Below are 16974 nucleotides of genomic sequence, written 5' to 3'. Positions count from 1 at the left end.
AGTCCAGCGGGAAATTTGGACGACGTCTTGAGGGTTTTGGTGGGGTTTGTTTCATGAATTGCGCCCATTAAAAAAATAATGGACATCATCTTTAATAACTTGATGGGGAATTAACAGACGGCGCTGGGCGTACGCTTACCACGACGCCGGGGTAGAGATAACCCTGGCCTCGCCGAAAGGCGGCCAACCGCCGCTGGATCCGAAGAGTGACGAACCGGACGCGCAGACCCAGGACACCGAACGTTTTCGCACCGACCGCGCCGCGCAGCAGGCGTTGGCGGCGAGCGTCAGGGTGGATACGCTGCGGGCCGAGGATTTTGACGCGGTGTTTTATCCTGGTGGCCATGGTCCGCTGTGGGACCTGGCGGAAGATCCCCATTCCATCGCGCTTATCGAGCAAACGTTCGCCGATGGCAAACCGGTGGCGGCCGTCTGCCACGCGCCCGGCGTATTGCGCCATGCGAAAAAACCTGACGGCACACCGCTGGGGGCGGGTAAGCGTGTAACCGGTTTTACCAATAGCGAAGAACAGGGGGTCCAGTTGACCAAGGTGGTACCGTTCCTGGTGGAAGATGAACTCCGGCGGCTGGGCGGACTATTTGAGCGCACCGACGACTGGCAATCCTACTCGGTAACAGATGGCCATTTGGTCACCGGTCAGAATCCCGCCTCGTCGACGGCGACCGCACAGAATTTATTAAAAATCCTCAACCGCTAATGCCTGACAGGAGAATGCCCGCGTGTTTACCTTAATCAGCAACGATCTGCAGCCCGGCGCGACGTTACCCGAGCGCCATGTGTTCAACGGTATGGGATATCAGGGGGATAATATTTCGCCGCATCTGGCTTGGGACGATGTCCCTGAAGGCAGCAAAAGCTTTGTGATTACCGTTTTTGACCCTGACGCGCCGATCGGCTCCGGCTGGTGGCTCTGGCTGGTGGCCAACATTCCGGCGGATGTACGCATGCTGCCCCAGGGTGCGGGCTCCGGCCAGGATCATCTGCCGCCGGGTGCGGTCCAGGGACGCACGGATTTCGGCAGCGCGGGCTATGGCGGCGCGGCGCCGCCGCCGGGAGAAACGCATCGCTACCAGTTCACCGTGCATGCGCTGGATGTCGAGCATCTGGAGGTGGATGAAAACGCCAGCGGCGCGATGATTGGCTTTAACGTGCACTTTCACACGCTGGGCAGCGCGTCGCTGACCGTCACCTACCGCTGATGGCGAGGGGTCGCCCTGCCCCATGAAACGGCCCCCTGTCGCCCCGTGGACGAACCACGCGAGGTGACAGTGGCGCGCACGCGGAGCCTTACCGCACCAGGATAGACACCCACATCGGCCCTTGCCCCACCGCATAGCGCGCCAGCGGTGCCAGTTCGCCCGATTGCCCCTGGATGGCGTACATCGCGATATGGTACGATTTCTGCCCGGCGACCACCAAAAACCGCCCCTGGCTATCGATATTGAAACCACGCGGCTGGGTTTCCGTTGCCTGATGGCCCAACAAACTCAGTACGCCGCCGTCCTCCGACACCGCAAACCGGCTGATGACGCTGGCGGTACGATCGCAACAGTAAAGCAAGCTGCCGTCGGGGGTAATATGAATATCCGCCGCCCAGCGGGTGTCGCTGAAACCAGCCGGCATAATGTCCAGCGTCTGCACAATGCGCGGACCGGCGCCGGCGGCGTCAATGGCAATCACGTTGACCGTGCCGCTGAGTTCGTTGATGGCGTAGGCGTAATTTCCACCGTGGTGGAACGCCATATGGCGCGGCCCGGCACCGGCCACGCTGTCCAGCGCCGCAGGGGTAAGGGGAGTTAAACGGCCGGATTCGCCAATTCCATAGCGCCGGATGCGATCTTCTTGCAGGCAGGGCACCCAAAGCACCTGATTGGTGGTATCGACATTGGCGGAATGGCAGTGGGTTAACCCTTCTAGCGTTTGCTGCGGCGCGCCGACGATGCCCTGCTCGTCGATGGGGCTGACGCTCAGACAGCTGCCGCTATAGGAAACGCTGTACAGCGTCGTGCCCTGCAAATCGGTGGTCAGCTGCGTCGGGCCACCCGGCAGCGGCGCCATTCCGGCCTCGGTCAGCAATCCTCGTTCATCGATGCGGTAGCTGACCACGCCGAAGGTCGGTCGGACGCCAATATAAAGATGCGTGTTCGCCGGATGGATTGCCATCTGCTGCCCCTACCCGGGGGTATCCACCACTTGCAGCAAGGTTAGCGCGCCCTGGTCGTCCATTTGCCAGACGTGCATTTGCTGACTTTCCGGGCTGGCAACGTAGACAATGTGCTTCATGTGTTCTCCTCATTTCGCTTCTGTGGCGGGCATGGCGTTTGTCGTTTGGCAAGGTTTCGTCACCTTAACGGCACGCCTCGAATAAGCATGTCACCGTTAGGGCGCGTTAGCCACCGAGATTATCACGGTTTTCGCCGCCGCGTCGAGGGTGTAACATCGCTTATGATTGAATACTGAACTAATATTAAACATATGTATTATCGCCTTATTGCCCTGGATCTGGACGGCACGCTGCTGACCCGACAAAAACGTATACTGCCCGAATCCCTTACCGCGCTGCGCCAGGCGTGCGACGCCGGCCTGCAGGTGATGGTGGTCACCGGCCGGTATCATGTCGCCATCCACCCGTTCTATCAGGCGCTGGAGATAGACACGCCGGCGATTTGCTGTAACGGCACCTATCTCTACGATTACCCGGCGCAGCGGGTGGTGACCACCAATCCCCTCGATAAGGCGCAGACGCTAACGGTGCTGGATCTTTTGGACCATTACGACGCCGTACATGGCCTGCTGTATGTAGATGACGCCATGCTGTATCAGCACCCGAGCGATCATGTCCTGCGTTCCCTGGCCTGGTCGGAGACCCTACTGCCGGCGCAGCGGCCGGCGCTTGTGCAGGTGGACAGCCTGGCGGCGGCGGCACAAGATGCGACGGCGATTTGGAAGTTCGCCACCTCCGACGCGGACATCGGCAAGCTGCAAACCTTCGCCGAGGCGGTAGAGCTGGAATTGGGGCTGGCCTGCGAATGGTCCTGGCACGATCAAGTGGATATCGCCCAAAGGGGCAACAGCAAGGGCCGCCAGTTGGAACACTGGGTCACCGCCCAGGTGCTGAGCATGAATCAGGTGGTGGCTTTCGGCGATAATTACAATGATCTCAGTATGCTGGAGGGCGCCGGCCTTGACGTGGCGATGGGGCAAAGCGACGATGCCATCAAAGCGCGCGCCGATGTGGTCATAGGCGATAACGAAGCGCCGTCCATCGCCGATTTTATCCACCAGCGCCTGTTGGCCTGACGCCCTCGCCAGGGGCGATAAGCCTCTGCTGGCCGCTCATCCCTGCCGGGACCCAAAAGCCCTTCGCTGGCCTGGCGCCCTCGCCCCAAAGCCCGCTGCAGGTCTGGCGCCCGCCCAGGCAGCGAACGGGTCTCAGCGTTCGGTTTGGCTGAGGCTCGCCGCGCGCGCGCCAGCGCCAGCGTGATTAAGGCGGTCCACCAGCGCGGGATAATCCAAACCGCTGGCTTCCCACAGCTTGGGGTACATACTGATGGAGGTAAAGCCCGGCAGGGTATTTACCTCATTGAGCAGGATCTCGCCTTGCTCGGTCAAAAAGAAATCCACCCGCGCCATCACGCTGCAGCCCAGCGCCAGATACGCCTGCCGAGCCGTCTGCCGGATGGCGTCGGCGACGGGCGCCGCCAGCGTCGCCGGAATAACCAGTCCCGCCAGGGCGCCCTTCAAATATTTGGTGTCATAGGCGTAAAATTCGTCGTTGGCGAGGATCTCGCCGCAGACGCTCACCTCCGGAGAATCATTGCCCAGTACGGCGGTTTCGATTTCCCGTCCGGTTATCGCCTGCTCAACCAGGACTTTAGCATCGTAACGGAAAGCCAGCGCCAATGCCGCGTCGAAGGCGGCCCGGTCGGTCACTTTGCTAACCCCCACGGACGATCCCTGGCTGGCGGGTTTAATAAACAGCGGCAGGCCCAATTAGCTGACGATAGCGTCGAAATCCGGCGCCGCGTCGCCCGTGCGCAGCAGCGTCACCGAAGGCGTAACCGGTACCCCGGCGTCGCGCAGCACGCGCTTGGTCATGTCCTTGTCCATACAGACTGCCGATCCCAGCACATCCGGCCCGGCATAGGGAATATTGAGAACCCTGCGCAGTCCCTGAACCGAACCATTCTCACCGCTGGCGCCGTACAACACCGAGAAAGCGACATCAATCGATGGCAACAGCTGGCCGTTGGCGGCGTCAATCAGCTGCGCCCGCTGCTGACCAGGCACGACGGCCAGATAACGCCGCGCCGGCGCCAGATGGATGGCGGCAGGATCGTCAGGATTGAGCAGATAGTCCTGCTCGTCGCACAACGTCCAGCGCCCGTGTTTATCCACCCCGATGAGGGTCAAATCGTATCGTTGCCGGTCGATAGCGCGAATGACATTCATCGATGAGCGCAACGACACTTCGTGCTCGGTGGACTGGCCGCCGAACAGCACCGCGGCCCGTAGTTTGCCGCTTTCCCGTGGTTCCATTACATCTTCATTGATTACCGAAACACTTATTAAATGCCCACAGAGTATGCGCCGGGGCCCGGTGTGTAAAGCCCCGGCGATGGCTCATGTCCGAAGACGGTGATTATAACGGCGAAACGGGTGAAAAAGAGGAGGATCGGGCATGTGGGTCGTGCTTCGGGGCACACGGCGCGACGATAAGGCCAGGGAGGAGAATACGGCCCGGCGCAGCAGGCGCGGGCAGCCGCCCGACGGAACGCCCAACGGCAGTGGCGCACTTTACTACGCGGAGGCCTCCTGGGCGCAAGACGGCGGCGACCCGACAAACCGTTACTGGCGGGAAGCCGGTTTTACGTCGTCGCTCGGCTGGCGACGCTGTTTGGGCTGCCCAAATTTGGAGATGATATTGAACAATTCTCCCAGCAGGTAAATCAGTCCCAGGATAATCGCCATGACGACAGGCACCATTAAAATGACAATGGCCAGGCTCTCTAATAGTTCAAGCATCGTTACCTCATAGCTTACAGTTGGCGCATAATGGTTATTTCCATTATCTTTATACCAGTTTCTGGCTGCGGCGCTTAGGCCTTTTATGTTATCGCGACCGGCGTTATTTGCCGCTGGCCGTCGGTTAAGCGACAATTTCCTTTTGAGCCACGAGGTTTGCGCATGCAGGCAGAAATTCTGTTAACCCTGAAACTCCGTCAGCAACTGTTCGCCGACCCGCGCCGCATTGCGTTGCTTAAACAGATCCGCGCCACCGGTTCCATCAGCCAGGGCGCGAAACTGGCGGGTGTCAGCTACAAAAGCGCCTGGGATGCCATCAACGCCATGAACGCGCTGGCGGAACAGGCGCTGGCCGGAGAACTCACCCTTTTGGCCGGTGAACGGTGCACCGACTATCGGCGCATTGCCCGTCTATCGCTGGAACAAGTGCAGCGGCTGGTGGAGGAGGAGTGGTAGCGGGCCAATGCCGACCTGCTGAGCCCCGGCGAAGATGACACCGGTAGCACCGCGGCGGAAATTATTCAGCAGCAGCACCACGACGATGCGCGCTGCCAAATATTGGCGGATCAATTCTCGGCATCCGCCATTTGCTGACGCGCCGGTTCAAATACCTTTCCACCGGCGAGTCCCGTAAAGTGCTGCTGTGCCAGGCGCTGATGGCGCGTCCTGATTTGCTGATCCTCGATGAGCCGTTCGACGGTCTGGATGTTGTCTCACGTAAGCAGTTAAGCGAACGCTTAGCCGGTCTGGCGGACAGCGTATGTACGCTGGTATTGATCCTTAACCGGTTTGAGGATATTCCGGACTATATCGACCGGGTGGGTATCCTGGTGGATTGTGCGCTGACCTGCACCGGCTCGCGTCAAAGCCTGCTGGCGGAAGCGCTGGTGGCGCAGTTGGCCCATCTGGAATCCCTGCAGGATCTGGCGCTCCCGGAAGCCGACTCGCCGCAACAACAGGCCGCGCTGCCGGCGGACCAGCCGCTTATTACCCTGCGCGACGGCGTAGTGTCTTACCAGGACCGGCCGATTTTACATCATCTGGACTGGCAGGTGACGCCGGGTCAGCACTGGCAGATCGTCGGCCCGAACGGCGCCGGTAAATCCACGCTGCTCAGTCTGGTGACCGGCGACCATCCGCAAGGTTACAGTAACGATCTCACGTTGTTCGGGCGCCGGCGCGGCAGCGGCGAAACCATTTGGGATATCAAACGCCATATCGGCTATGTCAGCAGCAGCCTGCATTTGGATTATCGCGTCAGCGCCAGCCCTCGTAGTGTCATCTTGTCCAGTTTTTTTGATTCCATCGGCGCTTATCAGTCGCCTTCGGAGCGGCAGCAGCAGTTGACGCGGCAGTGGCTGCGTTTACTCGGGCTGGAGAGCCAGGCTAACGCGGCGTTTCACGGTCTCTCCTGGGGTCAGCAGCGTCTGACCTTGATTGCGCGCGCGCTGGTTAAACATCCGGCGCTACTTATTCTCGACGAGCCGCAGCAGGGTTTGGATCCGCTTAACCGCCAGCTGGTGCGCCGCTGGATAGATGTGTTGATTGGCCAGGGCACCACGCAACTGCTGTTCGTTTCCCATCATGCCGAGGATGCGCCGGAATGTATTACCCACCGGTTAACCTTCGTGCCTGACGGAGAACGCTATCAATATCAGATAGAAACGCTCGACGCCTGACGTGGCGATGTCCAGGCCGGCGCAAGGGAAAGTCATCAGTGGCCGCGGCCGGTCTCTCTCCGGCAACACTTTAAGCCGTAACCAGTCCCGACAGGCGGAGCGGCCACCTTTCGCCGTGGCCGGTCTATCCCCGGCATCACCTTGGCCGTGATAATCCCCTTTCCCTCGTTATCAAGCGCGTTAGGGGCATCAACCAGGTTGTGGCCCTGGCCCGCCGTCACCTGCGGCGCGGTATCGTCCTTTCGTTTATCTTAACCCCAGCACCACACTGAAGGGTGCACGCTTTCCCCTGCGCGCGCCGTCCCGCCTACAAACTTCGCGCGTGGCGCCTTGCCGTTTCGAGTCATCCTTTCTCCATTGCGTAATATTTACTCTATTCAGCATGTAATCGCTACCACACTTAATCGTTGTCAAAGCCCCTTGGGCAGTTGCTCGATAAAGGAAGACAGCGCGAGGCTGGCGCTGACGGGTATCTCTGCGCTAGTATAAATGTAATCAATTTCATAAATCGCGGCAGAATCACCTTTTCCCCGAGCGGATCATGCTACTGTATTCTCGTTAAAACGAAGGGAGTTGAACTATGTCAGTCCTGGTTACAGGTGGGAGCGATTACATCGGCAGCCACACCTGTTTGCAACTTATCGCTGCCGGCATAACGCCCGTGATTGTCGACAACGTATGTAACAGCAAAAGTTCCGTCGTGGCGACGCTTGGCCGATTGAGCGGCCACACGCCGGCGTTTTATAAAGGCGACATACGCGACCGGCAGCTACTGGCGAAGATTTTCGCCGAGCACGATATTGAGGCGGTGATTCACTTCGCCGGTCTGAAAGCGGTAGGCGAATCGGTCAATCAACCCATCGACTATTATGATAACAACGTCTATGGCACTCTTTCCCTGGTAGAAGTCATGCGGGAGGCCGGCGTAGTCAACTTGATATTTAGCTCCTCGGCCACCGTTTACGGCGTTCAGCCCGTAACCCCTTACGACGAAAATTTGCCCACCGGGCGTCCCGCCAGCCCCTACGGCCGCAGCAAATTGATGGTTGAAGAGATACTTCAGGATCTGCAGCATGCCGATCCCCGCTGGAGTATCAGCCTGTTGCGCTATTTCAATCCGGTCGGCGCCCATTCTTCCGGCGAGATGGGAGAAGATCCGCAGGGGATACCGAACAATCTGATGCCCTTTATTGCCCAGGTCGCGGTGGGACGCCGCCCCTCTCTGGCTATTTACGGCAATGATTTTCCGACGCCGGACGGTACCGGCGTTCGCGACTATATTCATGTTTTAGATTTGGCCGACGGCCATCTTGCGGCGCTGACCACGCTGCGCGCCCGGCCCGGCGTGCATATCTATAATCTGGGCTCGGGCAAAGGCCATAGCGTGCTGGAAGTGGTTGAAGCTTTCAGTCAGGCCTGCGGCAAGCCACTGCCCTACCATTTCGCCCCCCCGACGCGACGGCGATCTGGCCGCCTACTGGGCGGCACCGGAAAAGGCCGCGCGAGAATTGAACTGGCGTGTCACCCGAACGCAGGAAGATATGGTCCGCGACACCTGGCGCTGGCAATCCCGGCATCCCAACGGCTACCCGGACTAAGGAGATTTCATGCAATCCTTTAATCCCGTCGATCATCCCCATCGGCGTTATAACCCCTTGACCGGCCAATGGATCCTGGTTTCATCTCACCGGGCAAAGCGCCCCTGGCAGGGCCAGCAGGAAACGCCTTCAGCGCAAACCCTACCGGCGCACGATCCGGACTGCTATCTTTGTCCGGGCAATACCCGCATCACCGGCGATCGTAATCCCGATTACCGCACCACGCACGTGTTTACCAACGATTTTGCCGCGCTTATGCCGGATACGCCCGACGCGCCGCCCAGCGATGATCCGCTGTTTCGTAGCCAAAGCGCCCGCGGTACCAGCCGGGTGATCTGCTTCTCTCCGGACCACAGTAAAACGCTTCCCGAACTGTCGCTGCCGGCGCTTGAGGCCGTGATCGACACCTGGCGCGAGCAAAGCGCGGAACTGGGTAAAACTTATCCCTGGGTACAGGTGTTCGAGAACAAAGGCGCCGCCATGGGCTGCTCCAATCCCCATCCCCACGGGCAGATTTGGGCCAACAGTTTCCTGCCCAACGAAGCCGAACGCGAAGACCGTTTACAGCGAGAGTACTACCGGCAGCAGGGCTCCTCTCTGCTCTTGGACTACGCCACCCGCGAGCTGGCCGACGGTGCGCGCACCGTGGTGGAGACGCGCCACTGGCTGGCGGTAGTGCCTTACTGGGCCGCGTGGCCGTTTGAAACACTGCTGCTGCCCAAACGCCCCATCCAGCGCCTGCCCGATCTTGACGGTGAGTCAAGCGCCGACCTGGCGCTGGCACTGAAAAAGCTCACCAGCCGCTACGACAACCTGTTCCAATGTTCTTTCCCCTACTCCATGGGTTGGCACGGCGCGCCCTTTACCGACGGCGACCATGCACATTGGCAATTACATGCGCATTTTTATCCGCCGCTGCTGCGCTCTGCCACGGTGCGTAAATTTATGGTGGGCTATGAAATGCTGGCGGAAACCCAGCGCGATCTGACCGCGGAACAAGCCGCCGAGCGCCTGCGCGCGGTCACCGAGAGTCATTTTCGGCAATCTGGAGCCTCAATATGAGTTTACAAAACACCACTGAAACCGTTTTTCGCGACGCATTCGGCTATGATGCCACTCTGACGGTAAAAGCGCCCGGCCGGGTCAATCTCATCGGCGCGCATACCGATTATAACGACGGCTTCGTGCTCCCCTGCGCGATCGATTACGAGACGGTGATTAGCTGCGCCTGCCGTGACGATCGCAAAATTCGGGTTATTGCCGTGGACTATGACCGCCAGCACGATATTTTTTCTCTGGATGAGCCAATTTTATCCCATGCCGATCAGCAGTGGTCCAATTATGTACGCGGGGTGGTAAAACATTTACAGCGCTGGGATGGACGTTTTGGCGGCGCCGACCTGGTTATCAGCGGCAATGTCCCCCAGGGAGCCGGCCTGAGTTCGTCGGCGGCGCTGGAGGTAGCCGTGGGCAAAGCGCTGCAATCGCTCTATCACCTGTCGGTGGATAACGTGGCGCTGGCGCTCAACGGTCAAGAAGCGGAAAATCAGTTCGTCGGCTGTAACTGCGGCATTATGGATCAGCTGATTTCGGCGCTGGGCAAAGACAACCACGCTTTGTTGATTGACTGCCGTACCTTGGGTACGCGCGCGGTGCCGATGCCGGACAATGTCGCGGTGGTTATCGTCAACTCCAACGTCAAACGCGGCCTGGTGGACAGTGAATACAACGCCCGCCGCGAGCAGTGCGAAACCGGCGTGCGCTTCTTCGCGGTGGAAAAACTGCGCGATGTCGCGCTGGAACAATTTGAGGCGGTGGCCCATGAACTCGACGACACCGTCGCCAAGCGAGGGCGACACGTGTTGAGCGAAAACGCGCGCACGCTGGCCGCGGCCGATGCGCTGGCGGCAGGCGATCTCAGGCTGATGGGCCGTTTGATGGCGGAATCCCACGCCTCAATATGCGCGACGATTTTGAAATTACCGTGCCGGCCATCGACACCCTGGTCACGATTATCAAAGGGGAAATCGGCGAGGCGGGCGGCGTATGTATGACCGGCGGCGGTTTCGGCGGTTGCGTCGTGGCGCTGGTGCCCACCGATCGCGTGGAGGGCGTACGGGCGGCCGTGGTAAAACACTATCAGCCACAAACCGCTTTGGAAGCAACGTTTTATGTCTGTCACGCCAGTGAAGGAGCAGGGGTATGCTGAAAGAGTATGAATCGGGCCAGGCGCCCGACGGCCAGCCGTTTCGGCTGGTCACCCTCGGCAATGACCAGGGGTTTCAGGTCACACCCTGATGGACTGGGTCGCAACCTGGCTCTCCTGCCAGGTGCCGCTACTGGCGGGGGTACCCGCGAAGTTCTGCTGGGCTGTCCCACCCCGATGGATTATCTACGCCAAAACGCCTACCTCGGCACCACCGTCGGCCGTTATGCCAACCGCATTCGCGGGGCCACATTGAGCCTCGAGGGTAAGCGCTTTACGCTGGCCTCCAATCAGGGCGAACATCAGTTGCACGGAGGGCCGGAGGGATTCCACAACCAGCCGCTGGCAGCAGGTGGAGCAGGATCAGACCTTGGTGCTGTACCGACTACATTCCGCCGACGGCGATCATGGCTATCCCGGCAATCTGGTGGCTGACGTGCGCTATACCGTCACCGACGATAAGTAAGCGCCCCGTGGAGGACGTCTTGAATTATTGGTGGGTTTGTTGTATGAGACAGTAAACCTACGTTGCACGCTTATGCTCATTGTATTTTCACATTGTATTGATTTTAATAACTTTTATTTCCATCCTGGTTTGAGTGATATGAAATTAGTGRTTCTGAAGTTTGTGATAGTGTCCATTAAAATTTAAGTGGACACTATCATCGCCGGATTATCCATGATCTGACAGCCGTCCCTTATAGGATGCGGGTTCACTAGGCATCGTAGTGGAACATATTCTTATCGGGCTATACAACAAACCCACCAATAATTCAAGACGTCCTCCACGGGGTGCTTACTACTGAAATAACAGAATTTCTTTTGTGATAATTCATGAGTTTTTTCAGGAAAGACACCTACATCTTTAATGTTAACAAATTGTTATTTTTTCTATGGATTATAGGATATTGGGTTGACGCTTTTTTTTATGTTTTCATATTAGAAAGAAAACAACAAAGGAGAACTGGCGTGCGCCGTCAACGACGGGATGACAACCCGAACAAGTTAATTACGTTCAAGCTGAACCAGGAATACACTGCCTTGCTCTATGCTTCTATCCAAAAGACGGGCAAGTCCCGCTCGGGGGAAGTGAAATTGCGGGTGCAAGATCACCTTAAACGCTTCCCTGACTTTAACCCTGATAGTAGAGAGGTGATTGAAGAGCCAGATAACGTCTAATTTTTTATCGCTATAACGACTTAGGTTGATGCGTGAAGTCTTTGCATCATGGCCTACCTGTAAATAAAGGATTTTTTAATGAGTACTGCAATAAGCACTCAGCGGACTTCTGTTGCCCAAAAAAACAGATATCTACGCACGGGGCTATTTTCTCGTCAGCGTGTGGTGAATTTTTTCAAGCTCATATTCCCTATGGCTTTACTGCTCGCCTTTTTCCCGGAGATGGCCATCGCTGCCGGTAAAGATTTACTGGCGGACGGTGACGCTGCCGTCAAGGCAACCGCCGGCAGCGGCTCGACCATGTACAAGTGGATCATCCTGGGGGAAGTGCTGGCGGGTCTGGTGCTCTATGTGCTGACCCACAGTTTCAAATTCCTGTTCGGCTTCATCATTCTGTCGATTATCGGCAACGTCGGCATGAAGGTCGCCGGGTATTAATCAGGAGGGATGATGTCGGGAGACGATATCGACAATTACCGTTTCCCGAAAACACTGAGTCATCAGGGCCGCTGGTTTGGCTTAACGCCTGACGAACTTATCCCTATTGTGTTATCTGGCTGCTGGTTTTTCTGGCAGGGAAAACAGATAGCGGGACTTATCGTCATGGCCCTGGTGTATGGGGCGATACGAAAATTAAAAAAAGGGAAGGGCAGTGTCTGGTTACGGGATTTGGGTTACTGGTATATGCCGACCTTTCTCTTGCGGGATATTCATAAAAAAGTACCGCCATCGTGTTTTCGGCAATGGATTAAATAAGGTCAGGGAATGAAACATGCTGCCCGGTTGAATTCAAACAAGATTATCGCCTTAAGCCTGGTGCTGCTCGGCGCATTTTTATTTCTGAGCGTGGCGTCCAATGTCATTCTGGCTATGACCCATTATCGCCTGCAGGGCGACCGGCAGAGGGTGGTCGTGCCGATGCTGTTCAAGGCGCCGTTCGCGTTGTCGGAAAACAGCATGGACGCCTCCTACCTGGAGCAGATGGCACTGAGTTTTGTGGCGTTGCGTCTGAATGTGACGTCGGAAACGGTGGAGGCGTCACATCAGTTTCTGCTGTCGATGGTCAAGCCGGCGGCGCAGAAGTCGCTCAAGCTGGCCTTGGCGAAAGAGGCGCGTCAGATAAAGAAAGACGTTAATGCGGCCTTCTTTAAAACCGGCGTCAAGGTCTATCCGGCGCAAGGGCGTGTTGATATTCGCGGCGAACTGAAAACCTGGTTTGGTGATGCCAAACCGGATGTCGCGCTCAAGTATTACTCGCTGTATCTGGACCACAGCGATGGCGTGACCTGGCTTGCCCGCTTTGTCGAGGTGTCCGATGAGAAAAATAACCGCTTGCTTAGCCTGTTTGTTGCCGGGGTGCTGGTCTGCGGCGCAGCGGCGGCCGGTACGGTTAATGCGCCGGTGATTATCCCCCTGCAAAACGGCAGTCAGGCGGCCGTGGCGCTGAGTAACACTGAGCCCAATCTGTTTAGCGTGCCGGGGGACAGTGTGGTGGCGGTGAGCGGCATCGATGAAAGTCTGGTGCGCTACGCACCCACGGCTAACGGAGCTCTGGTGCTCAGTACGCTTAACAAAAAGCCGTTTACCTTTGTTATCGAAACCGCCCGTGGCCTGAATTTCTCGCTACGCGCGGTGCCTCAGGCGGGCAGCGGGCGCACGTTCTCCCTGGTCGGCGAAGGGCAGGGCGTCTCCGCGGCGGCGAAGGTCTGGGAGCAGTCCCAGCCCTATGAGTCGATGCTGGTTGCGCTCAACCAGGCGCTGATGGCCGGGCGGTTACCGGCCGGTTATGGCGAGGCGCCGGCGACGCATGAGCGGTTGCCGTTGCCTGCCGGCTTGCGGGCTGAGGCGCTGCGGGTGTGGAAGGGGCACCGCCTTAAGGTGGTGCGCTTTATGGTCACCTATCCCGGCACGACGCCGGTGCGGGTTAACGAGCCTGATTTCTGGCAGCCGGGGGTGCGGGCGGTGATGTTCGATACGCCGACCCGCGAGATTGTCCCGGCGGGGCGGACGGGCGTGTGGGTGACGCTCTCCGGGGAGGCTGCCGATGGCCAACATTAATGTGCTCGTCAAACGCAAGCAGTTTCTGTGGGGGGCCGGCGTGGCACTGGCCATCGCCGCTGCGGTGGGCGTGGGCTGGTACGTGTCGCAGGAGGGGAGTGCGCAGTCGGCGCAGGGCAATGAGCCTGCGCCAGACCTGACCGGCGTGGTGGACAACACCTTTGGTGAGCTGGCGACCGAGAATGCCATTACCCAGACGCAGGTGGCGCAGGCGGAAATCAACAAACAGTTTTCTTCCCTGCGTCAGGAAATCGACATGTTGAGCAAGGCGCGGCAGGAAAACCAGAAACGCATCAGTTCGCTGGAAGAGGAAAACCGCAAGCTTATTGAGACGCCGGCGAACACCGCGCCGGGCGGGCTGCCTCCCCTCCCGCCGCTGGCGGGTGGCGTGACGCCAGAAGGGGAGCCGATGCCGTCGGCCTTCCCACCTGCGCCGGGTGGCGCGGTACCGTCGCCCACGGCGTTCTATCCCGGTCGGGGAGAGGTGCCGCCGCCGACGGTGGACTTCCGGCACATTCCGGTGCCGGGGCAGTTGTATCGCAAGCTGCTCAGACCGCCGGCGGGGGAGAAGCCATAAAAGCAAGTACCCGTATATTCCGACCGGCAGCTTTGCCAAATCCATACTGATTGAGGGGGCGGACGCCAATGCCTCGGTTATCGGCAATACCGCCACGGTGCCGATGCAGGTGCGCATTACCGGGCGCGTGGAGATGCCGAATAGCCGCACCTATGACCTGAACGGCTGCTTTGTCAGCATGGAAGCCTACGGCGATGTGTCCAGCGAGCGCGCCATCGTGCGGTTGCGCAAACTCAGCTGCCTGAAAGGGGAGGACATCATTGACCTGCCGCTGGACGACCACGTCAGCTTCCGGGGGAAAAACGGCGTCAAGGGTGAGGTGGTGATGCGCAACGGCAAAATCCTGGGCTTTGCCTGGGGTGCGGGCTTCCTGGACGGCATTGGCCAGGGGGTTAACCGTGCGGCCCAGCCGAGCGTCGGGGTCGGCGCGGTGGCCGGCGGTGGCGTCAGCAAGGCGGCGCAGACCCTGAGCGATTACTACATCAAGCGGGCGGAGCAGTATCACCAGGTGATACCGATTGGTGCGGGTAACGAGGTGACCGTGGTGTTCCATGAAGGTTTCCAGCTGAAGACGCTGGAGGAGATGAAGGCCGAGGCGGCCAATGCTTCGACGCGGGAGGCGTCGGTCGACACGCCACTGCGCGAGCCGGCGGGCCAATATATGAACGGTTTCAGCACTGACGAGATGATGAAAAAACTGGGCCACATTGACCCGCGCCAGTTCGGGGTGGCCCCCTCACAGGCGGGAGAACGGTAATGAACAAGGCAGAGATGAACGCGTCGCGGAGTAAGCGGCGCACCCTGGGGATGAAAGAGCATCGTGCCGCCCTGGCATTGTTTCGTACGCACTGGCAGGCGTCCCCCCGGCGGGTCTGCGTGTCGCTGCTGGTGAAGTTTATCAACGCCTGGCTGCTGGCCAACGTCTTGTTGCTGGCAACGTATGCATGGTTGGCGCTGCTGATGCTGTACCCCGCCTGCTGCGACGTTTATGACCGTATTGTGGCGCAGGGCAAGGGGGAATTTGTGCGAACCTGCGCGTGGTTTGTGGGCCATGTGGTGAGCACCGCCTGCTCTTATGCCGTGGCTGTCGGGTTGGTCTGGATGGTCTTCTCCTCGTGGGAGCGGTTGCTGTCGCCGTCGCGTATTCCGTCACCTGAACGCTCTCACGCTACATCGAATAGCGCCAGACATGAAACCGGGAGAACGAATGATGCATGACCGCAAAGTTAATCAGGGAACAGAAAAATTTGATGGTGGCACCGTCCTGGCGGCGGTTGGCACTGGCAAAACTGTTGCGGGAAAAAGCCTGCTGTTGCGGTTGATGCGTTACAGCATGGTGGCAGAGGGAGCGTCGGTTCTGCTGTTCTGCGCTAATGACCGTGATGTGAATGACAACCTGGCGGCGTGGGGGATAGCCGGCAAGGGCATGTGCATGCCAAGCCGGAATGATGAGGATACTCGGCATGAGTAAGGTGCGCCTGATGTTACTCGGCGGCTGCGTACTGCTTGCCGGCTGCGCCGGGGGGCGCAGCGAGTTTGGCTGTAACGCCACCTCGACGGACAGCTGCATGACGATGGAGCAGGCTAACGAGAAGGCCAAAACACTGGAGGAGGGCAGCGTCGCAAAGCCGGCCGCGACCGCCCTGCCACGCCTGGCTGAGGGCCCTTTTTCGGCTATTGGCCGCGATACCGGCGTGCAGTCGGTCGCTCCGGTTAATTCACCGTCGCGCCTGTTGCCGCGCAGCGCATCGCCGGGTCCGAAAGCGGCGGGCAGTGCCCCGGTCTCCCTCGTCACTATCCCTGCGCGCTGTTCACTGCCACGTTGTACCGGCGTCGATACCCCGTCGCCGGCCCGTCTGGCGGAGCAGACCGCGCAGCTGTGGATAGCCCCCTGGATAGACAGCCAGGACGTTTATCACCAGCCGGGCAAGGTGCTGTTTGTGGTCAGGCCGGCGACATGGGGCGCGCCCCGGTCGGTGTTGTGAGGATAAGGAGTCAGAATGCGTTTGCTTGACAAGGTGACCCATACCGCCAACAGCCTGCTGGCGGCCCTGAAAATGCCGGAGGCGGCCCATCAGGCCAATCAGGTGCTCGGCGATATGCAGTTTCCACAACTGAGCAGCCTGCTGCCGTACCGCGATTACGATGAGCACATCAAGCAGAACGTGGTGATGAACGGCCTGCGCAGCGGCATTCTGAGCTATGCGGCGCGCAGCAACGATACGGCGGGGATGCTCAATATCGCCACCACCTCGGCGCTGGAAAAGCAGCGCCTGTCGCAGGCGACGGTCGGGCAGGTGGCGATACGCATGCTGCCGACGCTGCATGTGATGATGATGGGGATTTTGATGGGGGTGTTCCCGCTGATTGTTCTGGTGGGGATGGTCAATCAGGGCTGGCAGGTATTTAAGGGCTACGTGTTCGCCTGGCTGTGGTTAATGAGCTGGCCGCTGCTGTACGCCATTCTCAACGGTGCGATGGTGTTCTACGCCCGCTGTGGGGACTTACCTAAAGTGATCCAATAGGTATAAACGGGAATATCCGGGAATTCGCGGGATCTGGTGGGATAAAGACTAACTAAATCAGGGATTAATTCTTGACTTGGCGTAAATTTAATCAATTTGGAAGCAG

General features: G+C 58.8%; 12 protein-coding genes and 9 pseudogenes. 18 read left to right on the top strand and 3 right to left on the bottom strand.

What is annotated here, in order from left to right; genetic code table 11:
* Positions 1-130: 130 nt before the first annotated feature.
* Both ACMX3H_RS03885 and ACMX3H_RS03880 read left to right on the top strand, forming a co-directional pair.
* Positions 131-718 (top strand): annotated as a pseudogene (locus tag ACMX3H_RS03885) (type 1 glutamine amidotransferase domain-containing protein); the annotation flags it as partial.
* Between the two features lie 22 nt (positions 719-740).
* On the top strand, positions 741-1220 hold the full coding sequence (locus tag ACMX3H_RS03880) for a kinase inhibitor (RefSeq protein ID WP_415209880.1): 480 nt from the start codon (positions 741-743) through the stop codon (positions 1218-1220).
* An 88-nt stretch (positions 1221-1308) separates the two neighbouring features.
* Here the strand turns inward: ACMX3H_RS03880 and pgl are convergent.
* A pseudogene (gene pgl, locus ACMX3H_RS03875) lies at positions 1309-2304 on the bottom strand (6-phosphogluconolactonase).
* A 192-nt stretch (positions 2305-2496) separates the two neighbouring features.
* Between pgl and ACMX3H_RS03870 the strand changes: the two are divergent.
* The gene (locus ACMX3H_RS03870) at positions 2497-3321 is read left to right on the top strand and encodes a pyridoxal phosphatase (RefSeq protein ID WP_415209879.1); all 825 of its coding nucleotides are present in this window, start codon (positions 2497-2499) and stop codon (positions 3319-3321) included.
* Positions 3322-3453: 132 nt separating this feature from the next.
* Here ACMX3H_RS03870 and ddlA read toward each other — a convergent pair.
* Together ddlA and ACMX3H_RS03860 are read right to left on the bottom strand one after the other, a co-directional pair.
* Positions 3454-4560, bottom strand: a pseudogene (gene ddlA / locus ACMX3H_RS03865) (D-alanine--D-alanine ligase).
* Between the two features lie 309 nt (positions 4561-4869).
* A complete protein-coding gene (locus ACMX3H_RS03860; RefSeq protein ID WP_415209878.1) occupies positions 4870-5046 on the bottom strand; it encodes an AcrZ family multidrug efflux pump-associated protein in 177 nt (58 codons plus the stop codon).
* A gap of 279 nt (positions 5047-5325) precedes the next feature.
* Here ACMX3H_RS03860 and modF point away from each other — a divergent pair.
* From modF to ACMX3H_RS03785, 15 genes and pseudogenes are all read left to right on the top strand, one after another.
* Positions 5326-6725, top strand: a pseudogene (gene modF / locus ACMX3H_RS03855) (molybdate ABC transporter ATP-binding protein ModF).
* 580 nt (positions 6726-7305) lie between these two features.
* A pseudogene (gene galE, locus ACMX3H_RS03850) lies at positions 7306-8323 on the top strand (UDP-glucose 4-epimerase GalE).
* Positions 8324-8332: 9 nt separating this feature from the next.
* The gene (gene galT / locus ACMX3H_RS03845; protein ID WP_415209877.1) at positions 8333-9385 is read left to right on the top strand and encodes a galactose-1-phosphate uridylyltransferase; all 1053 of its coding nucleotides are present in this window, start codon (positions 8333-8335) and stop codon (positions 9383-9385) included.
* Positions 9382-10532: pseudogene (gene galK / locus ACMX3H_RS03840) on the top strand (galactokinase). Before galT ends, galK begins: the two are co-directional and overlap by 4 nt.
* Positions 10526-10989 (top strand): annotated as a pseudogene (gene galM, locus ACMX3H_RS03835) (galactose-1-epimerase); the annotation flags it as partial. The pseudogenes galK and galM, both read left to right, overlap by 7 nt.
* Positions 10990-11498: 509 nt before the next feature.
* On the top strand, positions 11499-11708 hold the full coding sequence (locus ACMX3H_RS03830; RefSeq protein WP_415209876.1) for a TraY domain-containing protein: 210 nt from the start codon (positions 11499-11501) through the stop codon (positions 11706-11708).
* Positions 11709-11786: 78 nt separating this feature from the next.
* Complete coding sequence (gene traA, locus ACMX3H_RS03825; RefSeq protein ID WP_415209875.1) at positions 11787-12146, top strand: type IV conjugative transfer system pilin TraA; 360 nt, start codon at positions 11787-11789, stop codon at positions 12144-12146.
* A gap of 12 nt (positions 12147-12158) precedes the next feature.
* Positions 12159-12464: a type IV conjugative transfer system protein TraL gene (gene traL / locus ACMX3H_RS03820; RefSeq protein ID WP_345998030.1), complete on the top strand. Its 306-nt coding sequence runs from the start codon at positions 12159-12161 to the stop codon at positions 12462-12464.
* A 9-nt stretch (positions 12465-12473) separates the two neighbouring features.
* Positions 12474-13034, top strand: a pseudogene (gene traE, locus ACMX3H_RS03815) (type IV conjugative transfer system protein TraE); the annotation flags it as partial.
* Positions 13017-13766: a type-F conjugative transfer system secretin TraK gene (gene traK, locus ACMX3H_RS03810; protein WP_415209881.1), complete on the top strand. Its 750-nt coding sequence runs from the start codon at positions 13017-13019 to the stop codon at positions 13764-13766. The pseudogene traE and the gene traK, both read left to right, overlap by 18 nt.
* Positions 13753-15100: pseudogene (gene traB, locus ACMX3H_RS03805) on the top strand (F-type conjugal transfer pilus assembly protein TraB). The gene traK and the pseudogene traB overlap by 14 nt, the downstream one beginning before the upstream one ends.
* Positions 15100-15561 (top strand): hypothetical protein, encoded by a 462-nt coding sequence (locus tag ACMX3H_RS03800; protein ID WP_415209874.1) that lies wholly within the window; start codon positions 15100-15102, stop codon positions 15559-15561. The pseudogene traB and the gene ACMX3H_RS03800 overlap by 1 nt, the downstream one beginning before the upstream one ends.
* The gene (locus ACMX3H_RS03795; protein ID WP_415209873.1) at positions 15551-15814 is read left to right on the top strand and encodes a hypothetical protein; all 264 of its coding nucleotides are present in this window, start codon (positions 15551-15553) and stop codon (positions 15812-15814) included. Before ACMX3H_RS03800 ends, ACMX3H_RS03795 begins: the two co-directional genes overlap by 11 nt.
* The gene (gene traV, locus ACMX3H_RS03790) at positions 15807-16328 is read left to right on the top strand and encodes a type IV conjugative transfer system lipoprotein TraV (RefSeq protein WP_415209872.1); all 522 of its coding nucleotides are present in this window, start codon (positions 15807-15809) and stop codon (positions 16326-16328) included. Before ACMX3H_RS03795 ends, traV begins: the two co-directional genes overlap by 8 nt.
* A gap of 15 nt (positions 16329-16343) precedes the next feature.
* A complete protein-coding gene (locus ACMX3H_RS03785) occupies positions 16344-16868 on the top strand; it encodes a conjugal transfer protein TraG N-terminal domain-containing protein (protein WP_415209871.1) in 525 nt (174 codons plus the stop codon).
* The last annotated feature ends 106 nt before the right edge of the window (positions 16869-16974 follow it).

Source organism: Sodalis sp. (in: enterobacteria) (genome assembly GCF_047607725.1).
Lineage (GTDB): Bacteria > Pseudomonadota > Gammaproteobacteria > Enterobacterales > Enterobacteriaceae > JBLKSS01.
Note: the sequence above shows the minus strand (reverse complement) of the source record. Positions and strands in the feature narration are given on the sequence as shown.

Bases quoted from the DNA above. Each gene is read 5' to 3' on its own strand.
- ACMX3H_RS03870 (WP_415209879.1), top strand. From the start codon at position 2,497: ATGTATTATCGCCTTATTGCCCTGGATCTGGACGGCACGCTGCTGACC.
- ACMX3H_RS03785 (WP_415209871.1), top strand. From the start codon at position 16,344: ATGCGTTTGCTTGACAAGGTGACCCATACCGCCAACAGCCTGCTGGCG.
- ACMX3H_RS03800 (WP_415209874.1), top strand. From the start codon at position 15,100: ATGAACAAGGCAGAGATGAACGCGTCGCGGAGTAAGCGGCGCACCCTG.
- galT (WP_415209877.1), top strand. From the start codon at position 8,333: ATGCAATCCTTTAATCCCGTCGATCATCCCCATCGGCGTTATAACCCC.
- ACMX3H_RS03795 (WP_415209873.1), top strand. From the start codon at position 15,551: ATGATGCATGACCGCAAAGTTAATCAGGGAACAGAAAAATTTGATGGT.
- traA (WP_415209875.1), top strand. From the start codon at position 11,787: ATGAGTACTGCAATAAGCACTCAGCGGACTTCTGTTGCCCAAAAAAAC.
- ACMX3H_RS03860 (WP_415209878.1), bottom strand. From the start codon at position 5,046: ATGCTTGAACTATTAGAGAGCCTGGCCATTGTCATTTTAATGGTGCCT.
- traV (WP_415209872.1), top strand. From the start codon at position 15,807: ATGAGTAAGGTGCGCCTGATGTTACTCGGCGGCTGCGTACTGCTTGCC.
- traL (WP_345998030.1), top strand. From the start codon at position 12,159: ATGTCGGGAGACGATATCGACAATTACCGTTTCCCGAAAACACTGAGT.